Raw genomic sequence first — 24,737 nt, 5'->3', positions numbered from 1 at the left:
ATGTGTGCAACCTGCGGCTGCGGCCAGGACGGGGCAGTCATCACCCTCGCCGGTCACGACCACCCGCACGAACATCCGCACCAGCATCCCCACGACCACGACCACGACCACCAGCCACCCCTGGAGTCCATCTCCCTGGAACAGAAAGTGCTGGCCAAGAACGATCTCATCGCCGAGCAGAACCGGCAGTGGCTGGCTGAACGCGGCATCGCCGCGTTCAACGTCACCAGCTCGCCCGGCGCGGGTAAGACCACCCTGCTCGAGCGCACGATCCGCGATCTGTGCCCCACCCGGCCGATAGCGGTGATCGAAGGCGATCAGGAGACCCTGCTCGACGCCGAACGGATCCGGACCGCGGGTGCGCGAGCGGTTCAGGTCAACACCGGGGCGGGCTGCCACCTGGACGCGGCCATGGTCAGGCGTGCCCTGGAGACGCTCGATCCCGCACCCGGGACCCTGCTGTTCATCGAAAACGTCGGCAATCTGGTCTGCCCCGCCCTGTTCGACCTGGGTGAGCACAGCAAGATCGTGGTCGTCTCGGTGACCGAGGGCGCCGACAAGCCCCTGAAGTACCCACATATGTTCGCTGCCGCCGGACTGGTGCTCCTCAACAAGGTCGACCTGCTGCCCTACGTCGACTTCGATATTGAAACCTGTTGCGGCCATGCCCGATCCGTCAATCCCGAGGTGACCATCCTGCCGACGTCGGCCACCCGGGGAGACGGCCTGGACGTCTGGTACGACTGGCTTGACGCAGCCGTCAAATCCCACCCCGTTGACAAGGCTTTCCACCCGGAGTAAACCCAAATTTCAGCGCCGGAAAAAATGGCGTGCGTCTGGATCGAGACGTTGGGGCTCACAGCCCGGGCCCCGGAAAGCTGTGACCTATGCCAACCGAGGCAGCAGTCAAAGCAGAAGAGGCGCTGATCCATGTGCTGTGGATCAACGCCGGTCTGAGTTGTGATGGTGATTCGGTGGCGTTGACTGCCGCCACCCAGCCGAGCATCGAGGAAATTGCCCTTGGGGCACTCCCCGGCTTGCCCAGGATCGCCGTTCATTGGCCCCTGATCGACTTCGAGTGTGGGCCTAGTGGAGGTGCCGACGACTTTCTCGCCTGGTTCTTCAAAGCCGATCGCGGCGAACTGGATCCGTTCGTCCTGGTCGTCGAGGGATCGATTCCGAACGAGCAGCTCAAGAGCGAGGGCTACTGGTGCGGATTCGGTAACAACCCCGCCACCAATCAGCCGATGACCACCAGTGAATGGCTGGATCGGCTGACACCCAAGGCGACTGCCGTGGTAGCGGTGGGCACCTGTGCCACCTACGGCGGTATTCACGCCATGGCCGGCAATCCGACCGGAGCCATGGGGGTTCCCGACTATCTCGGCTGGGACTGGAAGAGCAAGGCGGGCATTCCGATCGTCTGTGTGCCGGGTTGCCCCATCCAGCCCGACAACCTCGCCGAGACGCTGACCTACCTGCTCTACATGGCCACCGACCAGGCGCCGATGATCCCACTCGACGAGGCGTTGCGGCCCAGATGGCTGTTCGGCAACACCGTTCACGAGGGATGCGACCGAGCCGGTTACTACGAGCAGGGTGACTTCGCGACGGAGTACGGATCGCCGAAATGCATTGTGAAACTGGGCTGTTGGGGCCCGGTGGTGAAATGCAACGTGCCCAAACGAGGTTGGATCAACGGAATCGGCGGCTGCCCGAATGTCGGCGGCATCTGCATCGGGTGCACGATGCCCGGGTTCCCGGACAAGTTCATGCCTTTCATGGACGAACCGCCGGGCGGCAAGGTGTCCACCACGGCATCGTCGATGTACGGATCGGTGATCCGCAACCTGCGCCGCGTCACCGGACGCACCGTCGACAAGGAACCCAGGTGGCGCCACACCGGAACGAAGCTGGAGACCGGGGCGACCCGCACCTGGTAGTGCCCGGGTTCGGGCATTCCCACTGCTGCCCAACGCCTTCCACCGCTGCCGGTACACGGAGCCCTCGGCGCCCTCTGTATCGATTCCACGAAAGAGAAGTTCGATGACGACCACAATTCCCGGACCCTCACAGGCGAAGCGCGAACCAGGTCAGCTGGTGGAGATGTCGTGGGATCCCATCACCCGCATCGTCGGCAGCCTCGGCATCTACACCAAGATCGACTTCGACAACCGCGAGGTGGTCGAATGCCACAGCACGTCCTCGATCTTCCGTGGCTATTCGATCTTCATGAAGGGCAAGGATCCTCGCGACGCGCACTTCATCACCAGCCGCATCTGCGGGATCTGCGGCGACAACCACGCCACCTGTTCGTGCTACTGCCAGAACATGGCCTACGGGGTCAAGCCTCCGCACCTCGGCGAGTGGTTGATCAATCTCGGTGAGGCCGCCGAGTACATGTTCGACCACAACATCTTCCAGGAGAACCTGGTCGGCGTGGACTACTGCGAGAAGATGGTCGCCGAGACCAATCCGAGCGTGCTGGCCAAGGCGGAGGCCACCGCGTCACCGCATGCCGACGCCCACGGCTACCGCACGATCGCCGACATCATGCGCGCGCTCAACCCGTTCACCGGCGACTTCTACCGGGAGGCGCTGCAGGTCAGCCGCTGGACCCGGGAGATGTTCTGCCTGATGGAAGGCCGCCACGTCCATCCGTCCACGTTGTACCCCGGCGGCATCGGCACCAGCGCCACCGTGCAGTTGATGACGGACTACATGACGCGACTGATGCGCTACGTCGAGTTCATGAAGAAGGTCGTCCCGATGCACGACGACCTGTTCGACTTCTTCTACGAAGCCCTTCCCGGGTACGACAAGGTCGGTCTGCGCCGGACCTTGCTCGGCTGCTGGGGTTCGTTCCAGGATCCCGAGGTGTGCAACTTCGCCTACAAGGACATGGAGCGCTGGGGCAACGCCATGTTCGTCACCCCCGGCGTGGTGGTAGACGGCAAGCTTGTCACGCACTCCTTGCTGGACATCAATCTCGGTATCCGAATTCTGTTGGGCCACAGCTACTACGACGACTGGTCCGATCAGGAGATGTTCGTCAAGACCGATCCGCTGGGCAATCCGGTCGACCGGCGTCACCCGTGGAACCAGCACACCAACCCCAAGCCGCAGAAGCGTGACTTCGACGAGAGCTACAGCTGGGTGATGTCGCCACGGTGGTACGACGGCAAGGACCATCTGGCCTTGGACACCGGTGGCGGCGCACTGGCCCGCATGTGGTCCACGGCGCTGGCCGGGCTGGTCGACATCGGCTACGTCAAGTCCACCGGACGCAGTGTGCAGATCAATCTGCCGAAGACCGCCCTGAAGGGACCCGTCGAGCTCGAGTGGAAGATCCCCGACAAGGGCAGCAACACCATCGAACGCAACCGGGCCCGTACTTACTTCCAGGCCTACGCGGCGGCCTGTGCGGTGCATTTCGCCGAACAGGCCCTGGCCGAGATCCGCGCCGGACGCACCAAGACCTGGGAGCGTTTCGAGGTTCCCGACGAGGGCATCGGATGCGGGTTCACCGAGGCGGTGCGCGGCGTGCTCAGCCACCACATGGTGATCCGGGACGGCAAGATCGCCAACTACCACCCGTATCCGCCGACACCGTGGAACGCCAGCCCGCGCGACACCTATGGCACGCCGGGACCGTACGAGGATGCGGTGCAGGGCCAGCCGATCTTCGAGGAGAACGACCGGGAGCACTTCAAGGGCATCGACGTGATGCGCACGGTGCGCAGTTTCGACCCGTGCCTGCCATGTGGCGTCCACATGTACCTGGGCGAGGGTAAATCACTGGACCTGTTGCACTCCCCCACGCAAGCAGCTACCGGGGAATGACACATGCCGCCCGCCACGACGCCGTTCCCGGACAACTCTGACGACGACACACGATGGCGCACGGCGGGTGATCGGATACAGGCCCTGCTGGATGCCGGCGCGGCCCGGGGTCCCGGCGCGCTGGAGAATGCCGAACAGCTCGTGCGCGAGCTCACCGACCTCTACGGCGCGGCGCTGGGACGGCTGCTGCGGATCGCCACGGACCATTCCCCCGAGCCGGCGGATGCGGTCACCGAGGCGGTGGCTGCCGACAACCTGGTGGCCAGTCTGCTGCTGGTGCACGGGCTGCATCCGTATCCGGTGCACCGCCGCATCGCCGACGCGCTCGACAGTGTCCGTCCCTACCTCGGATCCCACGGCGGTGATGTCGACCTGATCGAAGTCGACGGCCCGGTCGTGCGGCTGCGGTTCACCGGAAGTTGCAAGAGCTGCCCGTCGTCGGCCGCCACGCTCGAGCTGACGATCGAGGACGCGATCCGGGCGGCGGCGCCCGAGATCTCGTCCATCGACGTGGTCACCGCCGGCCCCGAGCCGAATCTGATATCCGCGGAGTCGCTGCTGGCCCGGGTACACCCCGACGGACATCGGCACGCCACCTGGCGGCCGGTTCCGGAACTCGACGAGTTGGCTGCTGGTGAGGTCGGCGGATTCGAGGTCGGCGCGACCGCGGTGCTGGCCTGCCGAATCGGTGCGCAGCTGTTCGTCTACCGGGATCGCTGCCCGCAGTGCACGCGCGGGCTGGCCGGCGCCACGCTGACCGGCTCGGTGCTGCACTGTCCGAACTGTGGTTCCGGATTTGACGTGGTCCATGCCGGGATCGGCGCCGACGGCGAATCCGGTTCGCACCTCGAGCCGATACCGCTCTTGGCGCGTGACGGAGTGAGCTCGATCGCGCTGGCCGAGGAGGTCGCGTCATGACCGGGCCGTTGGACGTGCTGGCCCGCATCCGCGCCGCGGCGCCCGGACCCAGGCGGGACGGCCAGAGCTGCGAAATGTGCGCCGAACCTATCACCGAACCGCATCAACACGTGGTCAATGTGGCTGGGCGGCAACTGATGTGCGTATGCCGCGGGTGCTATCTGCTGTTCACCGACGATCATGCCCAGCTGCGTTACCGGGCCATCGGAGACCGCTACCTTCACCTCGCCGACTTCGGTCTGGGCCGGCGGGACTGGGAGGCGCTGCAGATCCCGGTCGGTCTGGCGTTCTTCTTCTGGAATTCGGCGCTGGGACGTGTGGTGGCGTTCTATCCCGGCCCCGCCGGGGCAACCGAATCCGAACTGCCGCTGGACGCCTGGGCCGGTGTCCGGCGTTCCGATCCGAGGGTGGACCTGATCTCCGAGGACACCGAGGCATTGCTGGTGCAGGTACCCGACGACGAAACCCGGTCGCCCACCTGTCATGTGGTACCGATCGACGCCTGCTACGAGTTCGTCGGACGGCTGCGGATGTTGTGGCGTGGATTCGACGGTGGCCAGGACGTACGCGACTACGTCGACGAATTCTTCGACAGTCTCGCCGACCGCAGCACGGTGGTGACGAGATGACCGGGCCCAACGCCACCCCCACTCCCGACGTCTCGACCGACGTCACGTTCGCGGTCCTCGACATGGCGCCCGAACCGTATGCGGTGAGCCCGATCCTGACCGCCCGGATCGGTATCACCGCCGTCGGCGAGACCCCGGTACACGCGATCGCGCTGCGCTGCCAGATCCGCATCGAACCGGGGCGGCGGGATTACACCGATACGGAGGCCGCCGGGTTGCTCGACCTGTTCGGCCCGCGGGACCGCTGGGGCACGACACAACGCACCTTCCTGTGGCAGCACAGCACCGCGATGGTGCCCGGATTCACCGGCACCACCCTCGTCGAGCTGCCGGTCAGCGGAACCTACGACTTCGACGTCGCGGCGGCGAAGTACCTGCACGCACTGCGCGGCGGCTCGGTACCGCTGCGATTCCTGTTCAGCGGCACCGTCTTCACGCCAGGTGCCCGTGGATTCGCGGTCCAGCAGATTCCGTGGGATCGCGAGGACCCGTTCGACATGCCGGTCACGGTGTGGCAACAGCTGATGGCACAGCATTTTCCGAACACGGGATGGCTGCGGCTCGGCCGCGACACCCTCGACGAGCTGGCCTCCTACAAGACACGCTGGGGCATGCTGTCGTTCGACGAAGCGATCGACACCCTGCTGGCACGGCAGGAAATCCGATGAACGGCAATCTGGACCAGGTCCTCGCGGTCGCCGACGCCGTCCTCTACGAGGGCTATCTGCTCTACCCGTACCGGGCGAACTCGGCCAAGAACCAATGCCGTTGGCAGTTCGGCGTACTCGGCCCGGCCGATGCCGAGCAATCCGGTATCGGTGAGGACAGCTCGCTGTCGGCGCAACTGCTGGTCCGCGGTCACGGGCACCCGCAGATCACGGTCACCGTCCGGTTCCTGCAGCTGCAACGCCGAACCGCCGAACTCCGCCACAACGACGGCAGCTTCGAGCCGGTCGACGAGCTCACCGCCGCGGGGCAGTCCTGGCTGACCTGGGATGAGGCGGTTGAACATCAGATCGCCTTCGGCCCGTTCGACATCCCCGATCTGGAGGCGCCGCGGACGCTTCCCATGGCGGTGCTATCGGGCACCGACATCGAGAGCGTCGACGGTGGCCGGATCGTTCGCCGCCGTCGCGAGCTCCACGGCGAGTTCACCGTCGCGGCAGAAGCCGACGCGGGCTTGATCCGGCTCACGATGACGGTACGCAACTGTGCGGCACCCGCGCGCGACAAGGACGATGCGATCGCGGTGTCGTTGATCGGCACACACCTGATCATCGAAGTCACCGACGGCGAGTTCATCTCACTGCTGGAACCGGACGCACGCGCCGCCGGGGCGGCGTCGCGGTGTCGGCACCATCGTTGCTTCCCTGTGCTCGCGGGGAAGCCGGGCACGCACGACCTGATGCTCGTTTCGCCGGTCATCCTCTACGACCATCCGGAGATCGCCGAACAGAGCCAGGGCGACCTCTTCGACTCGTGCGAGATCGACGAGATCCTGACGCTGAGGGTCATGACGATGACCGACGAGGAGAAAGCCAGCGCCCGGGCCACCGATCCCCGGGCAGCCGAGATCATCGACCGCTGTGACTCGATGTCCCCGGAGGCGATGCTCGACCTGCACGGTGTCCTGCGCGATCCGCACGCCGCGGATCCAGGCCTGATTCCGCAGATACCCGACGGCATCGATTGGTGGGATCCCCTGGCCGACAACGCCGTGGATCCCGCCGTCGATGCGGTCCTGATCAACGGGGTGCGCGTCTGCCGCGGCAGCCGGGTGCGGTTGCACCCGTCCCGCCGGGCCGACGCGCAGGACATCTTCTTCGCCGGCCGCACCGCACAGGTGGCCTCCGTCCACGAGGACGTCGAGGGCGAGCGGCACATCGGCGTCGTGCTCGACGACGACCCGGCCGCGGATCTGCACGCGTGGTACGGCCGCTATCTGTACTTCGCCGCCGACGAAGTCGAGCCATTGGTGCAGTGAGAGGAGTTCGAGATGGAAGTTGTGGGTTGGATCGCTGTCATCGCCGTCGCGGCGGTCGTGGTCGCCGGCGTACTGGTCGGGGTCCGGTCGATCCCCGACGCCCGGCGCTATCTGAAGATGCGACGGATGTAGCGGGCGAGGTGCGATCACGTCTTCAGTTCTGGTAGCCGGCATCGGCAATATCTTTCTCGGTGACGATGGATTCGGTCCCGAGGTGATGCGGCGTCTGCCGCCGAGCCTCGCCGGTCCGGATATTCGGCTGTGCGACTACGGGATTCGAGGCGTGCACCTGGCCTATGACCTGCTCGACGGCTGGGATTCCCTCGTCCTGGTCGACGCGTTGCCCAGCCGGGGCCGCCCCGGCGCGTTGCACGTGTTCGAGGCTGATCGTGAAAGCCTGTCGGGTGCTTCGGGTCTGGACGCGCACGCGATGGATCCCACTGCGGTGTTCGCCAGTCTGCGGGCGCTGGGAGGTAGCCCGCCCTACACCGTCGTCATCGGCTGCGAGGTGGCCACCGTGGCTGACGGTATCGGGCTCTCGGAGCCCGTTGCGGCCGCGATTCCCGGCGCCGTAACTGCGGTCGAAGCTGCCGTGGCACGGTTGTCGGCCCCGGTCAGGGAGGGATGAGTCATGTGCCTCGGAATCCCCGGCCAGGTGGTGCGGATGCTCCCGGGATACGGCGACCAGCTCGCGCTCGTCGACGTCGCGGGCGAGCACCGCAAGGTCAATGTCGGCATGCTGCCCGACGAGACCTTCTCCCCCGGCGACTGGGTGATCATCCACATGGGTTTCGCGGTCGAGAAGACCGACCACGCCGGCGCCGAGGCCGCGATGCGGGGCCTGGAGTTGCTGGGGCGCGGCCGCAACACCGAGGTGCCACCGTGACCGCGCGGCGCCGGCTGCGTATCGGCGTTCACGGAGTCGTCCAGGGCGTGGGCTTCCGGCCGTTCGTCTACACCACGGCGGCCGCGCTCGGGCTGACCGGCTGTGTCCGCAACGACAGTTCCGGCGCCGTCATCGAGATCGAAGGTGCCCCCGGCGATCTCGAGGCGTTCCTGTACCGGTTGCGCACCGACCCGCCCGTGTTGGCGGTGATCGAGTCCGTCGACACCCGGCCGATACCCGTCTGCGGTGGCACCGGATTCACGATCGCCGACACCTCCAGGTCCGGCGGCGGCCGCACCCTCGCCTCCCCCGACGTGGCGATGTGCCCGGAATGTACTGCCGAGCAACGTGATCCGTCCAACCGTCGGTACCGACACGCCTTCATCAACTGCACCAACTGCGGGCCCAGGTTCACCATCATCGCCTCACTGCCCTATGACCGCGATGCCACCACGATGGCGCGTTTCGCCATGTGCGCCGAATGTGCACGTGAGTATGCCGATCCGGCCGACCGCCGCTTCCACGCGCAGCCGGTGTGCTGCCCGAGCTGCGGCCCGACATTGCGGTGGGACCACGAATCCGGTGCGCTCACCGGCGAAGCCGCGCTGCGGCGGGCCAGGCGCCTGCTGACCGACGGAGCGATCCTCGCGGTCAAGGGCATCGGCGGTTACCACCTCGCCTGCGACGCCGCGAACCCCACCACGGTCACCGAACTTCGTCGGCGTAAACAGCGGGGCGACAAGCCGTTCGCGGTGATGGTTCCCGATCTGCCCACCGCGCGCCAGATCGCCGAGGTCCACGACACTGCAGCCCGGGTGCTGTGCGGACCGCAGCGGCCGATCGTTCTGCTGCCCCGCGCGCCCGGTGCACCGGTCGCCGAATCAGTGGCACCCCGCAACCCCGACCTGGGCGTCCTGCTCGCCTACACGCCACTGCACACCCTGCTGTTCGGGCTCCCCGGCGATCCGCCCGGCCCCAGGGTTCTGGTGATGACGTCGGCCAATGTCAGTGGCGAACCGATCTGTTACTCCGACGACGATGCGCGACGCCGGCTCTCACACATCGCTGACGGATGGCTGATGCATGACCGCGAAATCCTGGTGCCCTGCGACGATTCGGTGGTCCGGGTCGCCGACGGCGAGGAGCTGGCCATCCGCAGATCCCGGGGGTACGCGCCGCTGCCGGTCGCCCTGCCGGTCGCGGTGCCGCCGACCCTGGCGGTCGGCGCCGACCTCAAGAACACCATCGCGGTGGCCGACCACCGGTACGCCTGGCTCAGCGCCTACATCGGCGATATGGACAGCCTGGCGACATTGTCGGCGTTCGAGCGTGCAGTCCACCATCTGGAGGCACTGACCGGCGTCGAACCCGAAACCCTCGTCTGTGATGCGCATCCGGGGTACCGCTCCAGCGACTGGGCTCATCGCAATGCCGGGTCCCACCCGGTGAGGCCAGTCCAGCATCACCACGCCCATATCGCCGCCGTCATGGCCGAACACGGCCTGGACGGAACACAGCAGGTGCTCGGATTCGCTTTCGACGGAACCGGATACGGACCCGACGGCACGGTGTGGGGCGGTGAGGTACTGGTCGCCGACTACAAGGGCTATCGGCGGGTTGCCCACCTCACGCAGGTACCGATGGCAGGCGGTGACACCAGCGTGCTGCGCCCCTACCGGATGGCTCTGTCCCACCTGTGGGCGGCCGGGCTGCCGTGGGATGCCGATCTACCGCCGGTCCGCGCGTGCCCCGACGACGAGCTCCGGACCCTGGCACATCAACTGGCGACCGGTTCCAGCTGCGTTGCGACGTCGAGCATGGGCCGGTTGTTCGACGCGGTGTCGGCGTTGATCGGGGTGCGACAGACGGTGGCCTACGAGGCGCAGGCAGCCATCGAGCTGGAAGGGATTTCACGTGGCACCGAGGCGGGCGCTCGCCGGTATGCCTTCGAAGTGGACTCCGGCGCGTCACCCGTCACCATCGACCCGGCCCCCGTACTCGCGGCGATCATCGCCGACCTGCGCACCGGTGTGACACCTGCGGTGATCGGTGCCCGGTTCCACCGTGCTGTCGCCGGGCTCATCGTCGAGCTGGCACTCGAACTGGTCGAGACGAACGGTTGCACGGGGCAGCCGGTGGCATTGTCCGGCGGGGTTTTCCAGAACCTCCTGCTGCTGCGCCTGACCTTGGCCGGAATGCAACAACAGGGCCTGAAAGTGATCACCCACCGCCGGGTGCCGCCGAACGACGGCGGTCTCGCCCTGGGCCAGCTACTGGTCGGGAATGCGGGGTGAAGCCATGACCGCGTTGCCGACCCAACAACTGGCCACCGGATACCGGCTGTTCGCCCGGTATGCCTTCCCGCCCAACGAGCTCGGGTACTGCGGCCCTACCGGACCGGCAGTCACACCCGGGGACAACACAACCGAGTTTGCTTCACATGCAAAGGAATTCGACGGCGCGTGGCCGTATCTGCATTCTATCGCCGAGGCAGTCGGTGCCGACCCGCTGGACGCCGAGGTGGTTCGAAGCTATTGGGTCGGCGGACCGCTCCTGGACCGGGTGGATCCGACAATCCTGCTGGCCCAGCTGCGGGCAGCGTTCCGGGGTCAGGTGACGGGAGGGCTCGACACCGTGTCCGCCGCCGGGACGACTGCCGGCGCGGCACTGGCCCACCACAGCTTCCACGTGTTCGTCGTGTACCCGTGGATCCGGTTCCTGGACCGGGATCCGGGCACCGCCCTTCATGTCCTGCAGAACTGCCGGATCCGTTGGGGCACAGTCGCAGCGGTCGAGGACGAGCACGTCGTCGTCGCGTCCTGCCCGTTGGTGCTGGACGACACTCGCCTCACGATCGGCGAGCCCGTCACCGAACGCATCCGGTGGAGCCGGGACGGGAAATCCCTGACAAACATTCCCGCACCGGGTGACACCGTGTCCGCGCACTGGGATTGGGTGTGCGACACGCTGACGCCCGGCGAGACCACGGCGCTGGCCGACGCCACCCGCGCCACCCTCGACCTGATCAACACAGGAGGTCGATCATGAGTACCACGACACCGGCCGTCACCACAGCGGCCGTCACCGGGTCGCCGGGGGCGCCTTTCGTGGACACGGACCTGGCCGCCGATCTGGCCGCGGCAGCACTGGATGTGGCCCGCAAGTTCCACGACGGCGCCACACTCTGGGTCATTGCGCCCCAATGGGAACCGCACGCCCATCACGTGGCCGTCGAGTTCGTCCATCCGGTCATCGTCGGCAAGCGCGCGCTGCCCTCGGTCGCGCTGGTCGAGCCCGATCCGGTGGCCCAGGCCCGGGTCGCCAGTCAGCCCGGAGATCTGCTCCTGGCCGTCGCCTCAGCCGACCAGCCGGCGGCGGTCGATGCCATGCGGCGGGCCGCCGCATGGGGTGTCACGACGTTGTGGATCGGCTGCGGCCCGCGCCCCCCGGCCGGTGCCGCCCACCACATCCTGTGGGTCGACTCCGATGACCCGATGGTCCCGGCCACCGGCCGGTTCGTCCTGATCTACCACCTGCTGTGGGAGCTCACCCACGTGTGCTTCGAACATCCCGGCCTGTTGACGCCCGCAGATGAAGACACCGGGCCGGCCTGCGTCACCTGCGGTGACGAAGGACGTCTGGCCGAAGTCGTGATCGCACCCACCGAAGCCGGTGGACGGGCCCTGGTCCGCAGTGCTGCCGGAGAGGAATGGGTGGACAGCGCCGTGCTTGAACAGGTCACCGTCAACGACCTGATCCTGATACACGCGGGTACGGCGATCGCGATGCCGCCGGAAGGCAGGTGAAGTCATGACCAACACCGAGAGCACGGGCTTCCTCTACCCGTTCATCGAATCGGAAGAGACCGACGTCCGAGCGCTGCTCGACGACCTGGCGGCCTCGGCACGCGGCAAGGCCGCCGAAAGCGCTCGGCTACAACAGGAATCACTACAGGAGTACACCGCGGGCCTGAACGCGGCCGGGGCCGCCATGGCCGACCGCTTCCTGCGCGGCGGCCGCCTGTACACCCTGGGAAACGGTGGCAGCTCCACCGACGCGGCCACATTGGCCTCCCTGTTCAGCCGGCCCGCAAGGGGAAGGCCGGTGGCCGCCTGGTCACTTGCCGCCGACGAGGCGGTGGTCACCGCGCTGGGCAACGACGTGGGTTTCGACCTGATCTTCAAACGCCAGATCATCGCGCACGCCCGCGATCGCGACATCGCCATCGCACTGTCCACGTCGGGTAACTCCGAAGACCTCATGACAGCCATCGCCGAGGCCAAGTTGCGTGGCGTACTCACCATCGGATTCTCGGGGCACGACGGCGGACGGATGGCGATCGTGGCCGGGGAGTCCGGGGATCTGGACTTCTGTTTCACCGTGCACAGCCAGAGCATTCACCGCATCCAGGAGAGCCACGCGATGCTCGGTTATCGGCTGTGGACGGTGGTGCAGGACCACATGGCACGGGCGTACGCATCATGAGCACCGTCGCCGCCTCGACCGCAGCCCAACGCGAGGACCGCGTACTGGAGCGGATCGAGAAGTTCCGGCAGCGACGCCCGCGCCTGATCGACGAGGTCGTGACCCTGGCGCACGGCGCCGGCGGGAAATCGTCGGCAGCACTGGTCGATGCGGTCTTCGTCGAGGCGTTCCGCAACCCCGAGCTCGAACAGCTCGGGGACGCCGCCCTGCTGCGTACCCCGTCCGGTGACACGCTGGCGTTCTCCACCGATTCGTATGTGGTTGCGCCGCATCGCTTCCCGGGCGGTTCCATCGGGCACGTCGCAGTACACGGAACCATCAACGACCTGGCGGTCTCGGGCGCCCGCCCGCTTTGGCTCTCGGCAGGCTTCGTCATCGAGGAGGGCTTCGCAATCGCCGAGTTGCGCGAGATCGTCGCCGACATGAGCGAGGCCGCCGCGCGGGCCGGAGTCCAGATCGTCACGGGCGACACGAAAGTCGTCGGTAAGGGCGCCGCCGACGGCATGTACATCTGCACCGCCGGGGTCGGCATCGTGCCGGCGGGCAGACGGTTGTCGCGGGAGAACGTCCGCACCGGGGACCGGGTCCTACTGTCGGGCACGATCGGCGACCACGGAATGGCGGTCATGCTGGCCCGCGGTGACCTTGCCATCGATGCCGACATTGCCTCTGACACCGCACCTCTGCACGAGCTCGTCGAGATTCTGCTGGCCGCCGCACCGTCCACCCGGTGGATGCGCGACGCCACCCGCGGAGGTGTCGGCACGGTGTGCAACGAACTGGCCAAGGACTCACCGTTCGCGGTGATCCTCGACGAGGCCCGCATTCCCGTCGAGCCACAGGTCGCGGGTGCCTGCGACTTACTCGGCATCGACCCGCTCTACGTCGCGAACGAGGGAAAGTTCCTCGCGATCGTCCCGGCCGACGAGGCGGACGCCGCGGTCGCCGCGCTGCACGCGCATCCGCAGGGCGCCCGGGCCACAGTGGTCGGCGAAATCGTCGCAGAGCCGCCCGGGATCGTCGCGCTGCGTACCGCCTTCGGCGGCAGCCGGATCGTCGACATGCTCGTGGGCGACCCGCTCCCCCGGATCTGCTAGGTGAAAGGAGCAGTCCCATGTGTCTGGGCATTCCCGGCCAGGTCGTCGACATCGTCGACGCCGAGGCCCACCTCGCCAAGGTCGATGTCAACGGGGTACGCCGGGTGATCAGCGTCCGCCTGCTCGCCGACGACAACCTGCAGGTCGGTGACTGGGTCCTGGTGCATGTCGGGTTCGCGATGGCCAAGATCGACGAGCGCGAAGCGACGCTGACGCTCGATCAAGTGCAGAAAATGGGCGCCGACTACACGACGGAGATCGACGCCTTCAATTCCTCCGAAATCGCCTGACGCAAAGAGGTGTCCGCATGAAGTTCGTCGACGAATTCCGGGACCCGGCGGCCGCCCGCGCCCTGGTGAAAGCGATCACCGAGCTTGCCGCCGGTGACGAGTTCAAGTTCATGGAGGTCTGCGGCGGCCACACCCACACCATCTACCGGCACGGGATCGAGCATCTGCTCCCGGAGTCCATCGAACTGGTCCACGGGCCCGGATGCCCGGTGTGCGTGATCCCCATGGGCCGGGTGGACGACGCGATGTGGCTGGCCGAACAGCCCGGCGTCATCTTCACCACGTTCGGCGACATGATGCGGGTGCCGGGGTCCAACGGCAACCTGATCGAGGCCAAGGCCCGCGGCGCCGACATCCGGTTCGTCTACTCACCACTCGACGCACTCAAGATCGCCCGCGACAATCCCGAACGCCATGTGGTGTTCTTCGCGGTCGGGTTCGAGACGACGGCGCCGTCCACCGCCGTCACGCTGGTGCGCGCCCGCGCACTCGGCGTCGACAACTTCAGCGTGTTCTGCAACCACGTCACCATCGTCCCGCCGATCAAAGCCATCCTGGAGTCACCTGACCTGCGGCTTTCGGGATTCCTGGGGCCCGGCCACGTCTCGACCGTGGTGGGTCTGCGCCCCTACCGCTTCGTCCCCGCCGTTTACCACAAACCGATCGTGGTGGCGGGCTTCGAACCACTCGACATCCTGGCCTCGGTGCACATGCTGCTGCGCCAGATCCGCGACGGCCGCTGCGAGGTGGAAAACCAGTACACCCGGGTGGTGCGGCCCGAAGGTAATACCGCGGCACTGAAACTGATGGCTGAGACCTTCGAACTACGGCCGCACTTCGAATGGCGCGGGCTCGGCTTCATCTCGCAGAGCGCGCTCAAGATCCACCCCGACTACGCCCACTACGACGCCGAGCTGATCTTCGAGATGCCCGGTGTGCGCGTTGCCGATCCCAAGGCCTGCCAGTGCGGTGAGGTGCTCAAGGGCGTCATCAAACCGTGGGAGTGCAAGGTGTTCGGGACGGCCTGCACACCGGAAACCCCGATCGGTACCTGCATGGTGTCCCCCGAGGGGGCCTGCGCGGCCTATTACAATTTCGGCAGATTGCATCGCGAAACCGCGCAGCTCCTGCTGCGGCATTAGCGATCCGGGATCAATGACGCCAGTTCGGAAAATTGTCGAGATCCCGCAGCGTCAACACGAACCCGAATGCGCCGACAGCGACGGCCAGGAAGTAGCCGAGCGCCGCCTGCCATCCGGTCAACGTCGACGCCACCAACCAACACAGCAGCACCGCCGCGATCACCAGCAGAACACCGTAGAGCGGTGTCCGCATCGGATGATCACCAAGACCCATAAGTCCGGTATACGCCGAAAGTACGGGTGGGAAAAGCCCCGGCTTGACCGTTCACCACTGATCGCGCGGGACGTCGAAGTCCGCGCACAGCGCCCGCCACACGTTGCGCGGCTCCACCCCGTCCTCGATGGCCTGTGCGGGTGTGCGGCCGTTGAGGGCAGTGAGCACGTGGTCGACGAGCAGCGAACGACCCCGCATCGAGCCGAACTGGCCTTCTACGAGCTCATTGAATTCCGTCAACCGCACGGGCCCAACCTACCCAGTGCCCGCGAGTGCGTCATGGCACACCCGTACCGGATCCGTCACCTCGGACAGCGAGGCGCCACCGCGCTGAGCGGCCGCACGGTGGGAGGATGACCCGAGCACGGTGCCGACCGCAGCGGTCAGCGAGTCCGCGGAAAGTGGCCGCACCAGCTGCCCACTGCCCTGGCGCACAACCCGATTGGCGATCTCCCACTGATCACCGCCACCCGGCACCACCACCATGGGCACGCCGGCCAACAGTGCCTTGGACACCAAGCCGTGCCCACCGCCGCAGATCACCAGATCGGCGTGCGACAACAACTCGTCCTGGCGGCCCAGTCCCACGGCTGCCCACGGCGGCACCTCGACATCGGCGCCCCCCAGTCGCGACACCACCACACGCGCCCCATCGGGCAGCGTCTCACCCGGCCGCAGCGAGTCCAGGACCAGTTCCGACATCCCCTGCGTCCCAGTGGTCGCGGTCGACGGCGCCACCATCACGACCGGCCCCGATCCCGGCGGCACGGTCAGCACCGCGTCGGTCGGCTCGAAATGCAACGGGCCCACCACCACGGCCTCGGCCGGCCAATCCGGGCGCGGCACCTCCAACGCGGGCAGGGTGGCGATCAACCGCCGCAACGGACCGGGGTCGACCGACGGAAGGCCGAGGTCAGCGCGCACGACAGCGCGCTCGGCCAGGCCGGCCCGCACGGACCTCGCGGTCAGCGCCCGCATGACGGCGTCGCGCAGCCGTCCGCGCAGGCCGACACCGGGAGCCAGCCCGCTGCCCAGTGGCGGCAACCCCTTCGACGGCAGGTACAGCGGATGTGGACTGAGCTCGACCCACGGCAATCCGAGCAGCTCGGCGGCCAGCCCGCCACAGGCGGTGATCACATCGGAGACCACGAGATCCGGTTGCAGCTCCCTCAGTCCGGGGACGTTGAGCTGCGCCATCCGCCCGGCACGCTGGTGAATCTTGGCCCCGGCGTCGGCATCGTCGTCGGCATCGGTGGCGTCGAGGCCGACGAGTTCGACTGCGTCGATACCGGCGGCCCGCGCGGTGTCGAGCCATTCCACCCCGGTCAGCAGCGTGGGGGTATCCCCCGCGGCCAGGAACTTCAGGCACAACGCCAGGGCCGGGAAGGCATGTCCGGGATCGGGTCCGGCGACCACAGCTACGCGCACCGGCCTACCCTGCCACAGCGCTGCACCATTAGGCTGCGGGCATGGCTGACCAATCCACCACCGCAGCTGCGTCCCAGACCAGCACGGTCGAGACCTTCCTCAACGCACTGCAGGAGCAGGACTTCGACACAGCCGAGAGCACACTGGCGCAGAACCTGGTGTATCAGAACGTGGGGTTTCCGACTGTGTACGGACGCAACCGCGCGATGAAGCTGTTCCGGTCGATGCCGGGCCGGGTCGGCTTCGAGGTGAAGATCCACCGGATCGCCGCCGATGGCGCGGCCGTGCTGACCGAACGCACCGACGCGTTGGTGTTCGGGCCGCTGCGCCTGCAGTTCTGGGTATGCGGGGTGTTCGAGGTGCACGAAGGCCGAATCACGCTGTGGCGGGACTACTTCGACATGTTCGACATGCTCAAGGCGACGGTGCGCGGCCTCGTCGGCGTCGTCGTGCCGGCACTGCGCACCTCGCTGTAACCGCGATTCAGGCGCGGCGCAGCTGACCGAGTTCGTCGAACGCCTGCGCCCAGCCGACCAGGCGATCGGTGGCACCGGTCAACTCGCTGCGGTAACGCTGCTGCGACAACGGCGACGCAGCGCCGTGCCCGCTGTTCACTGTCGACACCAGTTGCGCTGCGGCAGTGACCATTTCGTTGTACTGCCGTACACCCTGGCCGAGCTGGGCGGTGAACGCGTTGATGGTGGGCACCAGATGCTGACGCGATTGCGGGGCGTTGCTGATCGCGCGTTCCATCGAGACCACTTCGGTGGCGGTGGCTGCCATCGTCCGCGCAGTGTGGTTGGCCACCGCGGTCAACTCACGCAGTTCCTCGGCCGGGAGCATCCGGCCGCGCTCCAATACGCCGAGTAACGAGAACATGCCTCGCTCCGAGGCCACCAGCGCCGCCATGGGCTGGCGGGCCGCCGAACCCCATGGCGGCAACCGGCGTCCGGAGACCGGACGCTGCGCCGGAAGCGGTTCCGCGCGCAGCCACCGGTAGCGGAGCCAGAACAGTGTGGCCGGGAAGGCCGCGCCGGCTGCGATCGCTCCGCTGATGATCAGGCCCCAGACCGGTGTGCTCCACGACGCCAGCAGCGCCGTCACGAGCACCCAGAACACGCTCGACAGGGTGAAGAACACCCCGAAGCGCAGCGCCCACCGCCGCTTGCGCAACAGCTTTGCGCGCGGATCGGCGGCGGCGCTGAGCTTTTCGGTCAGCGCACCGGACAGATCGGCCGCGGTATCGATAGCCCGCTGCGCCAGCGATCTCCAGGCGTCCGGTCGGCCGGTCTTGGTAGCCATGATCTACAACACTCGAATCGCTATTGGCCGAGCGGGTTTTCGGGGGTGGCAGGAGTTTGGCTGGCCGCCGGGGAGGCCGGCGTGGCCGGGGCGGCGTCACCGCTGGGCAGTGCGTCGCCACGCATCGAAGCGCGGATCTGCTCGAGCCGGGAGTGGCCCGCCATCTGGACGCTGGCCTGCTGGACCTCCATCATGCGGCCCTGTACGGAGTTCTGGGCCAGCTCGGCCTCGCCCATCGCGTTGGCGTAGCGGCGCTCGATCTTCTGGCGCACTTCGTCGAGGCTCGGGGTGTTACCCGGCGCGGCGACCTCACTCATCGACCGGAGCGAGGAACTGACCTGCTCCTGCATCTTGGCCTGCTCCAGCTGCGACAGCAGCTTGGTGCGCTCGGCGATCTTCTGCTGCAGCATCATCGCGTTCTGCTCGACGGCCTTCTTGGCCTGCCCGGCGGCCTGCAGGGCCTGATCGTGCAGCGCCTTGAGGTCCTCGACGCTCTGCTCGGAGGTCACCAGCTGCGCTGCGAACGCCTCGGCTGCGTTGGTGTACTCGGTGGCCTTGGCCGCATCGCCGGCAGCGGTGGCCTGATCGGCCAGCGTCAACGCCTGGCGGACATTGACCTGCAGCTTCTCGATGTCAGCGAGCTGACGGCTCAGCCGCATCTCCAGCTGGCGCTGGTTGCCGATGACCTGGGCGGCCTGTTGGGTAAGCGCCTGGTGCTGACGCTGGGCGTCCTCGATGGCCTGCTGGATCTGCACCTTCGGATCGGCGTATTCGTCGACCTTGGAGCTGAACAGCGCCATCAGGTACTTCCACGCCTTGACGAACGGATTGGCCATTGGTTCGTTCCGCCTTATCTGTCGGGCTTGTCAGGCCCTTGATGGGGCCTTGTCGTTCAGGTTGCCGCAATTCCTCTGATGCCAACTTATCGGTTCCGGACATGCAGCCACAGCCCCGCACGCTGTTCGCATGGGTGTTTTGCGAAAATTCGCGCCGAAGGGACGAGCAGCGCAATCAGGCCGGCGCCGGGACCGTGCTCATGTCACGCAACGGCCATCGACACGACCTGTGGAATGACCACCTTGGTCGCCGCGTCGATGTGGGCGACATTGGCGTGGGCCGGCACCTGGACCGCGGCGCCGGCGTGTTCACGCTCGGCCATGTTCTCGCCCGCATCGGTGAGTACCCGCGACAGCGGCACGTCCAGGGCGTCACAGATGGCGCTGAGCAGTTCGCTGGAAGCCTCCTTGCGGCCCCGCTCCACTTCGGAGAGGTACCCGAGGCTCACCCGCGCCGCGTCGGACACTTCACGCAACGTCCGCCCCTGCTCGGTGCGGGCGTTACGCAGCACGTCGCCGATCACCTCACGCAGCAATGTCGTCATCGCGCTCTCCTTCGCCTCGCCTGTCACAGGTTCGCTAAAAAGACCAACGCCGCCGGCCACCGCAAGGTTCCCGAAGGAAACCGTTGAACAGATTTCGGTTACTGGTTCTCGACCAGGAAGCGCAATCGGGCGATCGCCTCGTCGACGGCGGCGCGGCGGATATCCCAGCGTGAGCCGGACAGCGAAAGCTCGATGACCTCGGTGTCGACCGGGCCGGCCAGGCCGATGAACACGGTGCCCACCGGGTGCCCACCGTGCGGTTCCGGCCCGGCCACGCCGGTCAGGCCGACACCCCAGGTAGCTGCGCAACGCTGCCGGGCCCCAACGGCCAGCGCCCGTGCGGTGGGAGCCGCGACCGGGCCGACCGCATCGAGCACCTGCGGAGCCACTCCGGCCAGCCAGATCTTGGTGTCCTCGTTGTAGGTGACCAGGCCGCCCTGCAGAACCGCGCTGGCCCCCGACACCCCCGCCAGCGTCGCCGCGAGCAGCCCGCCGGTGAGCGACTCGGCGGTGGCCACGCTCTGTGAGCGCACCGTCAGGTCGGCGACCAGGGCCCTGGCGTCGTCAGTGAGCAGCGGATCGTCCACGCGAATCCCTGATCGCGGATATGACGTAGTCGGCACCGGTAAGCACGGTCAACACCACGGCCGCCCACATGATCACCCAGGCGACATCGAGCCAGATGGCGGGCCACGCATGCAGCGGCAGGATGAACAGCCCGATGGCCACGGCTTGCACCAGTGTCTTGAGCTTGCCGCCGCGGCTGGCCGGGATCACGCCGTGCCGCAGCACCGCGAACCGCAACACGGTGATCCCGATCTCACGGGTCAGCACCACCGCGGTGATCCACCACGGCAGATCGCCGAGCATCGACAGGCCGATCAGCGCTGCCCCGATCAGCGCCTTGTCGGCGATCGGATCGGCCAGAGTGCCGAACTCGGTGATCATCCCGTAGCTGCGGGCCAAAGCCCCGTCGAAATGGTCGGTGATCACCGCGACGGCGAACACCGCGAAAGCGGCGATCCGCCAGCCGGTTTCATGGCCGTCGCCGGCGAACAGAAATACGAGGAAGACCGGAACCAGCACCATCCGCACTCCCGTGAGCACGTTGGCGAGGTTGGCCACGCGCGCACGCGGGACCACCGGATCGGTAGAAGGTTGGCCCGGCACCGCAACAGAATATCGGTTGCCGTAACCGATACTCTTGCGCCTGTGAACCCAGGCAGTGTCGAGCCGCGCAAACACCCTGTGGTGCGCCGCGCCCGCACGTCCGATGTCCCTGCGATCAAGAGCCTGGTTGACGTCTATGCGGGCAAGATCCTGCTGGAGAAGAACCTGGTGACGCTGTACGAGGCGGTCCAGGAATTCTGGGTGGTCGAACTCGACGACGAACTGGTCGGATGCGGCGCGCTCCATGTGCTGTGGGCCGACCTCGGCGAGGTACGCACGGTGGCCGTGCATCCGAAGGTCCGCGGGACCGGCGTCGGCCATGTGTTGGTCGAGCAGTTGCTCGATGTCGCCCGCGACCTCCACCTGAGCCGGATCTTCGTGCTGACCTTCGAGGTCGACTTCTTCGGCAAGCACGGTTTCGAAGAGATCGACGGCACGCCGGTGACCGCCGAGGTGTACGAGGAGATGTGCCGCTCATACGACACGGGTGTGGCGGAGTTCCTCGACCTGTCCTACGTCAAGCCCAACACCTTGGGCAATACGCGGATGCTGTTGACGCTGTAGATCGGCATCCGTTCGAGGGGGGATTGTTGCGGAAATCGACAGGCGCGGTGCTGGCCGTAGCCGGTGTGGCCGTCCTGGCCAGTACCGGCGGTTGCAGCCTGATCAACGACCTCACCGGCGGGCACAAATCCGGCGCAGAGGCGATCACACGCCAGCTGCAGTCCATGCCGGGCATATCCACCGTCGACCTCGACTACACCCACAACATCACCGTCGGGGAGCTCATTTACTTCAGGGCCGAGGTGGCTTCCTCGGCAACACCGGAGCAAGCCGGTGCGGCGGCCAAGACATTCATGGAACAGGGCCTACGTAAGGATCTGGACCGCGCCAACTCCACCGAGTTGACGCTGACCTACCCGCTAGGCGGCTCCCGTCCCAACTACTCCGTGCGAAGTAACTCCGCCGCGTGGGTCCGCCTGGAGTCCGGGTGGGACCTGACGCTGGTCGCCGACACTGTGGCCACCTGGCTGAGCGCGGCACGCTCACCCATCGTCGAGTCGGTGCGGACTGCCACTGCCACCTCGAGTGACACCAATTCCTTCGCCACCACGGTCACGGTGCGCCCAGAGGCGACCTCCGCTCAGGTCGAGGCGCTGAAAGAGCAGGTGCCCGGCCTGCGTGACGCGACCTGGAAGCGCAGCTAGTTCGACGACGGGTGAGACTCCACAAATCGTCGGTCTAGAACCCGTCCGGATCGTCGGCGGCGGCGCCGTTGGCGTCCGAGCCGCCTTGGATCAGCATCAGCGTGCCGGCCAGCTCATCGGGCTTCACCAGCACCTCGCGGGCCTTGGAGCCCTCGGACGGCCCGACGATGCCCCGGGTCTCCATCAGGTCCATCAGGCGGCCGGCCTTGGCGAACCCAACGCGCAGCTTGCGCTGCAGCATCGAGGTGGACCCGAACTGGCTCGACACGACCAGTTCCACGGCCTGCAGGAAGACGTCCATGTCGTCGCCGATATCGCTGTCGATGTCGCGCTTCTCGACGGTCTTGACCGTGACGCCGTCGATGAACTCGGGCTGGGCCTGCTCCTTGGTGTAGGCGACGACGGCCTGGATTTCCTCGTCGCTGACGAAGGCGCCCTGCACGCGGATCGGCTTGGGAGCTTCCGACGGCTGGAACAGCGCGTCACCCTTACCAGTGAGCTTCTCGGCGCCGACCTGGTCGAGGATGACGCGCGAGTTGGTGGCGTTGGTGACACCGAATGCCATGCGGGACGGCACGTTGGCCTTGATCAGGCCGGTGACCACCGACACCACCGGCTGCTGGGTGGCCAGCACCAGGTGGATACCCGCGGCGCGGGCCTTCTGGGTGATACGGACGATCGCGTCTTCGACGTCGCGCGGGGCCTGCATCATCAGGTCGGCCAGCTCGTCGACGACGCACAGGATGTACGGGTAGGTCTTGTAGACCCGCTCACTGCCCAGCGGCGCGGTGATCTCGCCCGAGCGCACCTTCTTGTTGAAATCGTCGATGTGCCGGACACCGCTGGCGCTCATGTCCTGGTAGCGCTGCTCCATCTCCTCGACCAGCCAGGCCAGCGCGGCGGCGGCCTTCTTCGGGTCGATGATCACGGGCGTGATCAGGTGCGGAATGCCTTGGTACGGCGGAAATTCCACCATCTTCGGGTCGACCAGGATCATCCGGACCTCGTCCGGCGTCGCGCGCTGCAGCAGCGACACGAGCATCGAGTTGATGAAGCTCGACTTACCCGAACCGGTGGAGCCGGCCACCAGCAGGTGCGGCATCTTGGCCAGGTTGTAGCTGATGAAGTGGCCTTCGACATCCTTGCCGATGCCGAACACCATCGGATGGTGGTCCTTGCGGGTGGTCGGTGCGCTCAGCACGTCCTTGAGCCGGACCATCTCGCGGTCGCTGTTCGGCACCTCGACACCGACAGCGGACTTACCGGGGATCGGCGCCAGCAGGCGGATGTGCTCGTTGGCCACCGCGTAGGCCAGGTTGCGCTGCAACTGGGTGAATCGCTCGACGCGGACGCCGGGCCCAAGCTCGATCTCGTACCGGGTGACGGTCGGGCCGCGCTGGAAACCGGTGACCGTGGCGTCGACCTTGAACTGCTCCATCACCTCGGTGATGGCGTTCACGATGCGGTCGTTGTCCCGGCCGACCCGCTTCGGTGGGTCACCGTCGGCCAGCAAGTCCAGCGGCGGCAGGGTGTAATCACCCTCGATCACCCGGTCGATCACCAGGGTGTCGTCGGTCTCCTTGGCCGGCTTCGACCCGGATTCGGTTCCGGCCTTCTTGCGCCGCGGTTTGACGGCGGGCTCGGGGACGGTGGGTGCGTCAGATTCGTCGGGCAGCGGGTAGTTGTCCATCGGCGTGCCGGTCGGCGCCTTGGGCGCCTCGATCGCGGCTGTCGGCCAGGTCTGGGCCTGCGTGTCACCGCCTGCGGTGTCGTCGTCGTAGTAGCCGTCGGACAGGTCGTCGTAGCCGTCCTCGTCATCGAACTCGTCGGCGTAGTCCCCGTCGTAATCGTCGTCATAGTCGTCGTCGTGGAACGCCCGGGTGCTGAACATGCTCCGCAGCGTCGAGGGCACCTCACGGATCGTCGTCCCGGTGACCAGCAGCAGACCGAACAGCACACCCATGAACAGCAGCGGCGCCGCGATCCACTCGGTCAGCCCGTCCGACAGCGGCCCGCCGATGGCGAAGCCGACGAATCCGGCGGCATGCTGACGTGCGACGGGATCCTGCGGCGAGCCCGACCACAGGTGCCACAGGCCCAGCATCGGCAGTGCGATCATGGCCGATCCCAGGATCAGCCGGGGGCGGGATTCCGGATCAGGTTCGGTGCGCATCAAGACGACGGCAACGGCGCCCAGGACGACGGGCACCAGAACAACCGGGCCTCCGATGAGGGTGCGCACTGCGGTGTCGATCCACTGCCCCACCGGGCCGGCCGCATGGAACCAGGAGCTGGCAGCCACGACGACGGCGATGCCGAGCAGCGCGAGAGCCATACCGTCACGGCGATGGCCGGGTTCGATATCGCGGGCGCGCCCCACCGAGCGGGCGGTCGAACCGGCTCCCTTGGCCAGCATCAACCAGCCGGCGCGGGCACCTTGGCCGAGCTTCTGGCCGGCGGCAGAGACGGGTGAGGCCTGGGTCCGGCGGGCGGGCTTACGCCGTGGCGCAGCCGGGCGACCCTTGCGGGCCGGCGCCGGACGCCGCGAACCGCCCCGCGAGCTGGCATTCGACCTGCTCGAACGCGCTCCGGATCGGCCGGCGGTCTTGTTAGCCATGACCGCAAGCCTAGTCGCATATGCCCCACAATCACCATCTGCCACACGGGTCACAAGACGGTCTCAAATGACACTTAGCCATACGAACCAAATCCACCCGCTTATCGCCTAGGGTGGACGCTCGTCCAGTTTCGGCACTCATC

The 24,737-nt window shown here is 67.0% G+C and carries 29 protein-coding genes; 20 read left to right on the top strand and 9 right to left on the bottom strand.

Going from position 1 to position 24,737, the window contains the following annotated elements:
• From hypB to hypD, 17 genes are all read left to right on the top strand, one after another.
• Window positions 1-801 (top strand): hydrogenase nickel incorporation protein HypB, encoded by an 801-nt coding sequence (gene hypB, locus EYZ64_RS13120; RefSeq protein ID WP_135453827.1) that lies wholly within the window; start codon window positions 1-3, stop codon window positions 799-801.
• An 86-nt stretch (window positions 802-887) separates the two neighbouring features.
• Window positions 888-1,943 (top strand): NADH-quinone oxidoreductase subunit B family protein, encoded by a 1,056-nt coding sequence (locus EYZ64_RS13115; RefSeq protein ID WP_135453826.1) that lies wholly within the window; start codon window positions 888-890, stop codon window positions 1,941-1,943.
• 103 nt (window positions 1,944-2,046) lie between these two features.
• Window positions 2,047-3,843 carry a nickel-dependent hydrogenase large subunit gene (locus EYZ64_RS13110; protein WP_135453825.1) on the top strand — a complete coding sequence of 599 codons (1,797 nt, stop codon included), beginning with the start codon at window positions 2,047-2,049 and terminating at the stop codon, window positions 3,841-3,843.
• A gap of 3 nt (window positions 3,844-3,846) precedes the next feature.
• Window positions 3,847-4,761 carry a NifU family protein gene (locus EYZ64_RS13105; protein ID WP_135453824.1) on the top strand — a complete coding sequence of 305 codons (915 nt, stop codon included), beginning with the start codon at window positions 3,847-3,849 and terminating at the stop codon, window positions 4,759-4,761.
• Entirely contained in the window at window positions 4,758-5,390 is a 633-nt protein-coding gene (locus EYZ64_RS13100; RefSeq protein ID WP_135453823.1) for a DUF5947 family protein, read from the top strand. The genes EYZ64_RS13105 and EYZ64_RS13100 overlap by 4 nt, the downstream gene beginning before the upstream one ends.
• Window positions 5,387-6,058, top strand: coding sequence for a DUF6084 family protein (locus EYZ64_RS13095; RefSeq protein WP_135453822.1), 672 nt, complete (start codon window positions 5,387-5,389; stop codon window positions 6,056-6,058). Before EYZ64_RS13100 ends, EYZ64_RS13095 begins: the two co-directional genes overlap by 4 nt.
• Entirely contained in the window at window positions 6,055-7,374 is a 1,320-nt protein-coding gene (locus tag EYZ64_RS13090) for a hypothetical protein (RefSeq protein WP_135453821.1), read from the top strand. The genes EYZ64_RS13095 and EYZ64_RS13090 overlap by 4 nt, the downstream gene beginning before the upstream one ends.
• Window positions 7,375-7,386: 12 nt before the next feature.
• Window positions 7,387-7,506, top strand: a complete 120-nt coding sequence (locus tag EYZ64_RS32765; RefSeq protein ID WP_135453820.1) for a DUF6893 family small protein — start codon at window positions 7,387-7,389, stop codon at window positions 7,504-7,506.
• A 13-nt stretch (window positions 7,507-7,519) separates the two neighbouring features.
• Window positions 7,520-8,002, top strand: coding sequence for a hydrogenase maturation protease (locus EYZ64_RS13080; protein ID WP_135453819.1), 483 nt, complete (start codon window positions 7,520-7,522; stop codon window positions 8,000-8,002).
• Window positions 8,003-8,005: 3 nt separating this feature from the next.
• Entirely contained in the window at window positions 8,006-8,260 is a 255-nt protein-coding gene (locus tag EYZ64_RS13075) for a HypC/HybG/HupF family hydrogenase formation chaperone (RefSeq protein ID WP_135453818.1), read from the top strand.
• A complete protein-coding gene (hypF, locus tag EYZ64_RS13070) occupies window positions 8,257-10,554 on the top strand; it encodes a carbamoyltransferase HypF (RefSeq protein ID WP_135453817.1) in 2,298 nt (765 codons plus the stop codon). Before EYZ64_RS13075 ends, hypF begins: the two co-directional genes overlap by 4 nt.
• A 4-nt stretch (window positions 10,555-10,558) precedes the next feature.
• Window positions 10,559-11,308: a DUF6390 family protein gene (locus EYZ64_RS13065; protein WP_135453816.1), complete on the top strand. Its 750-nt coding sequence runs from the start codon at window positions 10,559-10,561 to the stop codon at window positions 11,306-11,308.
• Window positions 11,305-12,066 (top strand): phosphoheptose isomerase family protein, encoded by a 762-nt coding sequence (locus tag EYZ64_RS13060; protein WP_135453815.1) that lies wholly within the window; start codon window positions 11,305-11,307, stop codon window positions 12,064-12,066. The genes EYZ64_RS13065 and EYZ64_RS13060 overlap by 4 nt, the downstream gene beginning before the upstream one ends.
• A 4-nt stretch (window positions 12,067-12,070) precedes the next feature.
• Window positions 12,071-12,745 (top strand): D-sedoheptulose-7-phosphate isomerase, encoded by a 675-nt coding sequence (locus tag EYZ64_RS13055; protein ID WP_135453814.1) that lies wholly within the window; start codon window positions 12,071-12,073, stop codon window positions 12,743-12,745.
• The gene (gene hypE, locus EYZ64_RS13050) at window positions 12,742-13,842 is read left to right on the top strand and encodes a hydrogenase expression/formation protein HypE (protein ID WP_135453813.1); all 1,101 of its coding nucleotides are present in this window, start codon (window positions 12,742-12,744) and stop codon (window positions 13,840-13,842) included. Before EYZ64_RS13055 ends, hypE begins: the two co-directional genes overlap by 4 nt.
• A 17-nt stretch (window positions 13,843-13,859) precedes the next feature.
• Complete coding sequence (locus tag EYZ64_RS13045; protein ID WP_135453812.1) at window positions 13,860-14,132, top strand: HypC/HybG/HupF family hydrogenase formation chaperone; 273 nt, start codon at window positions 13,860-13,862, stop codon at window positions 14,130-14,132.
• Between the two features lie 17 nt (window positions 14,133-14,149).
• The gene (hypD, locus tag EYZ64_RS13040; RefSeq protein ID WP_135453811.1) at window positions 14,150-15,274 is read left to right on the top strand and encodes a hydrogenase formation protein HypD; all 1,125 of its coding nucleotides are present in this window, start codon (window positions 14,150-14,152) and stop codon (window positions 15,272-15,274) included.
• Window positions 15,275-15,284: 10 nt separating this feature from the next.
• On the opposite strand, the gene EYZ64_RS13035 is transcribed toward hypD, so the two are convergent.
• The 3 genes from EYZ64_RS13035 to EYZ64_RS13025 are packed head-to-tail and all read right to left on the bottom strand — an operon-like array spanning window position 15,285 to window position 16,916.
• Complete coding sequence (locus EYZ64_RS13035) at window positions 15,285-15,488, bottom strand: hypothetical protein (protein WP_135453810.1); 204 nt, start codon at window positions 15,486-15,488, stop codon at window positions 15,285-15,287.
• A gap of 51 nt (window positions 15,489-15,539) precedes the next feature.
• A complete protein-coding gene (locus tag EYZ64_RS13030; RefSeq protein ID WP_135453809.1) occupies window positions 15,540-15,734 on the bottom strand; it encodes a DUF3046 domain-containing protein in 195 nt (64 codons plus the stop codon).
• A 9-nt stretch (window positions 15,735-15,743) separates the two neighbouring features.
• Window positions 15,744-16,916, bottom strand: coding sequence for a glycosyltransferase (locus EYZ64_RS13025; RefSeq protein WP_135453808.1), 1,173 nt, complete (start codon window positions 16,914-16,916; stop codon window positions 15,744-15,746).
• A gap of 41 nt (window positions 16,917-16,957) precedes the next feature.
• Between EYZ64_RS13025 and EYZ64_RS13020 the strand changes: the two genes are divergently transcribed.
• On the top strand, window positions 16,958-17,392 hold the full coding sequence (locus EYZ64_RS13020; RefSeq protein ID WP_135453807.1) for a limonene-1,2-epoxide hydrolase family protein: 435 nt from the start codon (window positions 16,958-16,960) through the stop codon (window positions 17,390-17,392).
• A 7-nt stretch (window positions 17,393-17,399) separates the two neighbouring features.
• Here EYZ64_RS13020 and pspM read toward each other — a convergent pair whose 3' ends face one another.
• From pspM to pgsA, 5 genes are all read right to left on the bottom strand, one after another.
• Entirely contained in the window at window positions 17,400-18,218 is an 819-nt protein-coding gene (pspM, locus tag EYZ64_RS13015) for a phage shock envelope stress response protein PspM (protein ID WP_135453806.1), read from the bottom strand.
• Window positions 18,219-18,238: 20 nt separating this feature from the next.
• Window positions 18,239-19,054, bottom strand: coding sequence for a phage shock protein PspA (gene pspA / locus EYZ64_RS13010; RefSeq protein ID WP_135453805.1), 816 nt, complete (start codon window positions 19,052-19,054; stop codon window positions 18,239-18,241).
• 203 nt (window positions 19,055-19,257) lie between these two features.
• The gene (gene clgR / locus EYZ64_RS13005; protein WP_135453804.1) at window positions 19,258-19,599 is read right to left on the bottom strand and encodes a transcriptional regulator ClgR; all 342 of its coding nucleotides are present in this window, start codon (window positions 19,597-19,599) and stop codon (window positions 19,258-19,260) included.
• A 98-nt stretch (window positions 19,600-19,697) separates the two neighbouring features.
• Window positions 19,698-20,186, bottom strand: a complete 489-nt coding sequence (locus tag EYZ64_RS13000) for a CinA family protein (RefSeq protein WP_090425257.1) — start codon at window positions 20,184-20,186, stop codon at window positions 19,698-19,700.
• Window positions 20,164-20,769, bottom strand: a complete 606-nt coding sequence (gene pgsA / locus EYZ64_RS12995) for a CDP-diacylglycerol--glycerol-3-phosphate 3-phosphatidyltransferase (protein WP_135453803.1) — start codon at window positions 20,767-20,769, stop codon at window positions 20,164-20,166. Before pgsA ends, EYZ64_RS13000 begins: the two co-directional genes overlap by 23 nt.
• Window positions 20,770-20,811: 42 nt before the next feature.
• Here pgsA and EYZ64_RS12990 point away from each other — a divergent pair, with 42 nt between their 5' ends.
• Entirely contained in the window at window positions 20,812-21,333 is a 522-nt protein-coding gene (locus EYZ64_RS12990; protein WP_210115505.1) for an amino-acid N-acetyltransferase, read from the top strand.
• A 26-nt stretch (window positions 21,334-21,359) separates the two neighbouring features.
• Window positions 21,360-21,977: a hypothetical protein gene (locus EYZ64_RS12985; RefSeq protein ID WP_135453802.1), complete on the top strand. Its 618-nt coding sequence runs from the start codon at window positions 21,360-21,362 to the stop codon at window positions 21,975-21,977.
• Between the two features lie 34 nt (window positions 21,978-22,011).
• On the opposite strand, the gene EYZ64_RS12980 is transcribed toward EYZ64_RS12985, so the two are convergent.
• Complete coding sequence (locus EYZ64_RS12980) at window positions 22,012-24,594, bottom strand: DNA translocase FtsK (protein WP_135453801.1); 2,583 nt, start codon at window positions 24,592-24,594, stop codon at window positions 22,012-22,014.
• Window positions 24,595-24,737: the final 143 nt, after the last annotated feature.

Origin of the sequence: Mycobacterium sp. DL99, from assembly GCF_004762045.1 — a bacterium.
Classification (GTDB): Bacteria; Actinomycetota; Actinomycetes; order Mycobacteriales; family Mycobacteriaceae; genus Mycobacterium.
This window is presented reverse-complemented; position numbering and strand designations above follow the sequence as displayed.

Coding starts and splice junctions, on each gene's coding strand:
- hypB (WP_135453827.1), top strand. CDS start 1: ATGTGTGCAACCTGCGGCTGCGGCCAGGACGGGGCAGTCATCACCCTC.
- EYZ64_RS13115 (WP_135453826.1), top strand. CDS start 888: ATGCCAACCGAGGCAGCAGTCAAAGCAGAAGAGGCGCTGATCCATGTG.
- EYZ64_RS13110 (WP_135453825.1), top strand. CDS start 2,047: ATGACGACCACAATTCCCGGACCCTCACAGGCGAAGCGCGAACCAGGT.
- EYZ64_RS13105 (WP_135453824.1), top strand. CDS start 3,847: ATGCCGCCCGCCACGACGCCGTTCCCGGACAACTCTGACGACGACACA.
- EYZ64_RS13100 (WP_135453823.1), top strand. CDS start 4,758: ATGACCGGGCCGTTGGACGTGCTGGCCCGCATCCGCGCCGCGGCGCCC.
- EYZ64_RS13095 (WP_135453822.1), top strand. CDS start 5,387: ATGACCGGGCCCAACGCCACCCCCACTCCCGACGTCTCGACCGACGTC.
- EYZ64_RS13090 (WP_135453821.1), top strand. CDS start 6,055: ATGAACGGCAATCTGGACCAGGTCCTCGCGGTCGCCGACGCCGTCCTC.
- EYZ64_RS32765 (WP_135453820.1), top strand. CDS start 7,387: ATGGAAGTTGTGGGTTGGATCGCTGTCATCGCCGTCGCGGCGGTCGTG.
- EYZ64_RS13075 (WP_135453818.1), top strand. CDS start 8,006: ATGTGCCTCGGAATCCCCGGCCAGGTGGTGCGGATGCTCCCGGGATAC.
- EYZ64_RS13065 (WP_135453816.1), top strand. CDS start 10,559: ATGACCGCGTTGCCGACCCAACAACTGGCCACCGGATACCGGCTGTTC.
- EYZ64_RS13060 (WP_135453815.1), top strand. CDS start 11,305: ATGAGTACCACGACACCGGCCGTCACCACAGCGGCCGTCACCGGGTCG.
- EYZ64_RS13055 (WP_135453814.1), top strand. CDS start 12,071: ATGACCAACACCGAGAGCACGGGCTTCCTCTACCCGTTCATCGAATCG.
- hypE (WP_135453813.1), top strand. CDS start 12,742: ATGAGCACCGTCGCCGCCTCGACCGCAGCCCAACGCGAGGACCGCGTA.
- EYZ64_RS13045 (WP_135453812.1), top strand. CDS start 13,860: ATGTGTCTGGGCATTCCCGGCCAGGTCGTCGACATCGTCGACGCCGAG.
- hypD (WP_135453811.1), top strand. CDS start 14,150: ATGAAGTTCGTCGACGAATTCCGGGACCCGGCGGCCGCCCGCGCCCTG.
- EYZ64_RS13035 (WP_135453810.1), bottom strand. CDS start 15,488: ATGGGTCTTGGTGATCATCCGATGCGGACACCGCTCTACGGTGTTCTG.
- EYZ64_RS13020 (WP_135453807.1), top strand. CDS start 16,958: ATGGCTGACCAATCCACCACCGCAGCTGCGTCCCAGACCAGCACGGTC.
- pspM (WP_135453806.1), bottom strand. CDS start 18,218: ATGGCTACCAAGACCGGCCGACCGGACGCCTGGAGATCGCTGGCGCAG.
- pspA (WP_135453805.1), bottom strand. CDS start 19,054: ATGGCCAATCCGTTCGTCAAGGCGTGGAAGTACCTGATGGCGCTGTTC.
- clgR (WP_135453804.1), bottom strand. CDS start 19,599: ATGACGACATTGCTGCGTGAGGTGATCGGCGACGTGCTGCGTAACGCC.
- EYZ64_RS12980 (WP_135453801.1), bottom strand. CDS start 24,594: ATGGCTAACAAGACCGCCGGCCGATCCGGAGCGCGTTCGAGCAGGTCG.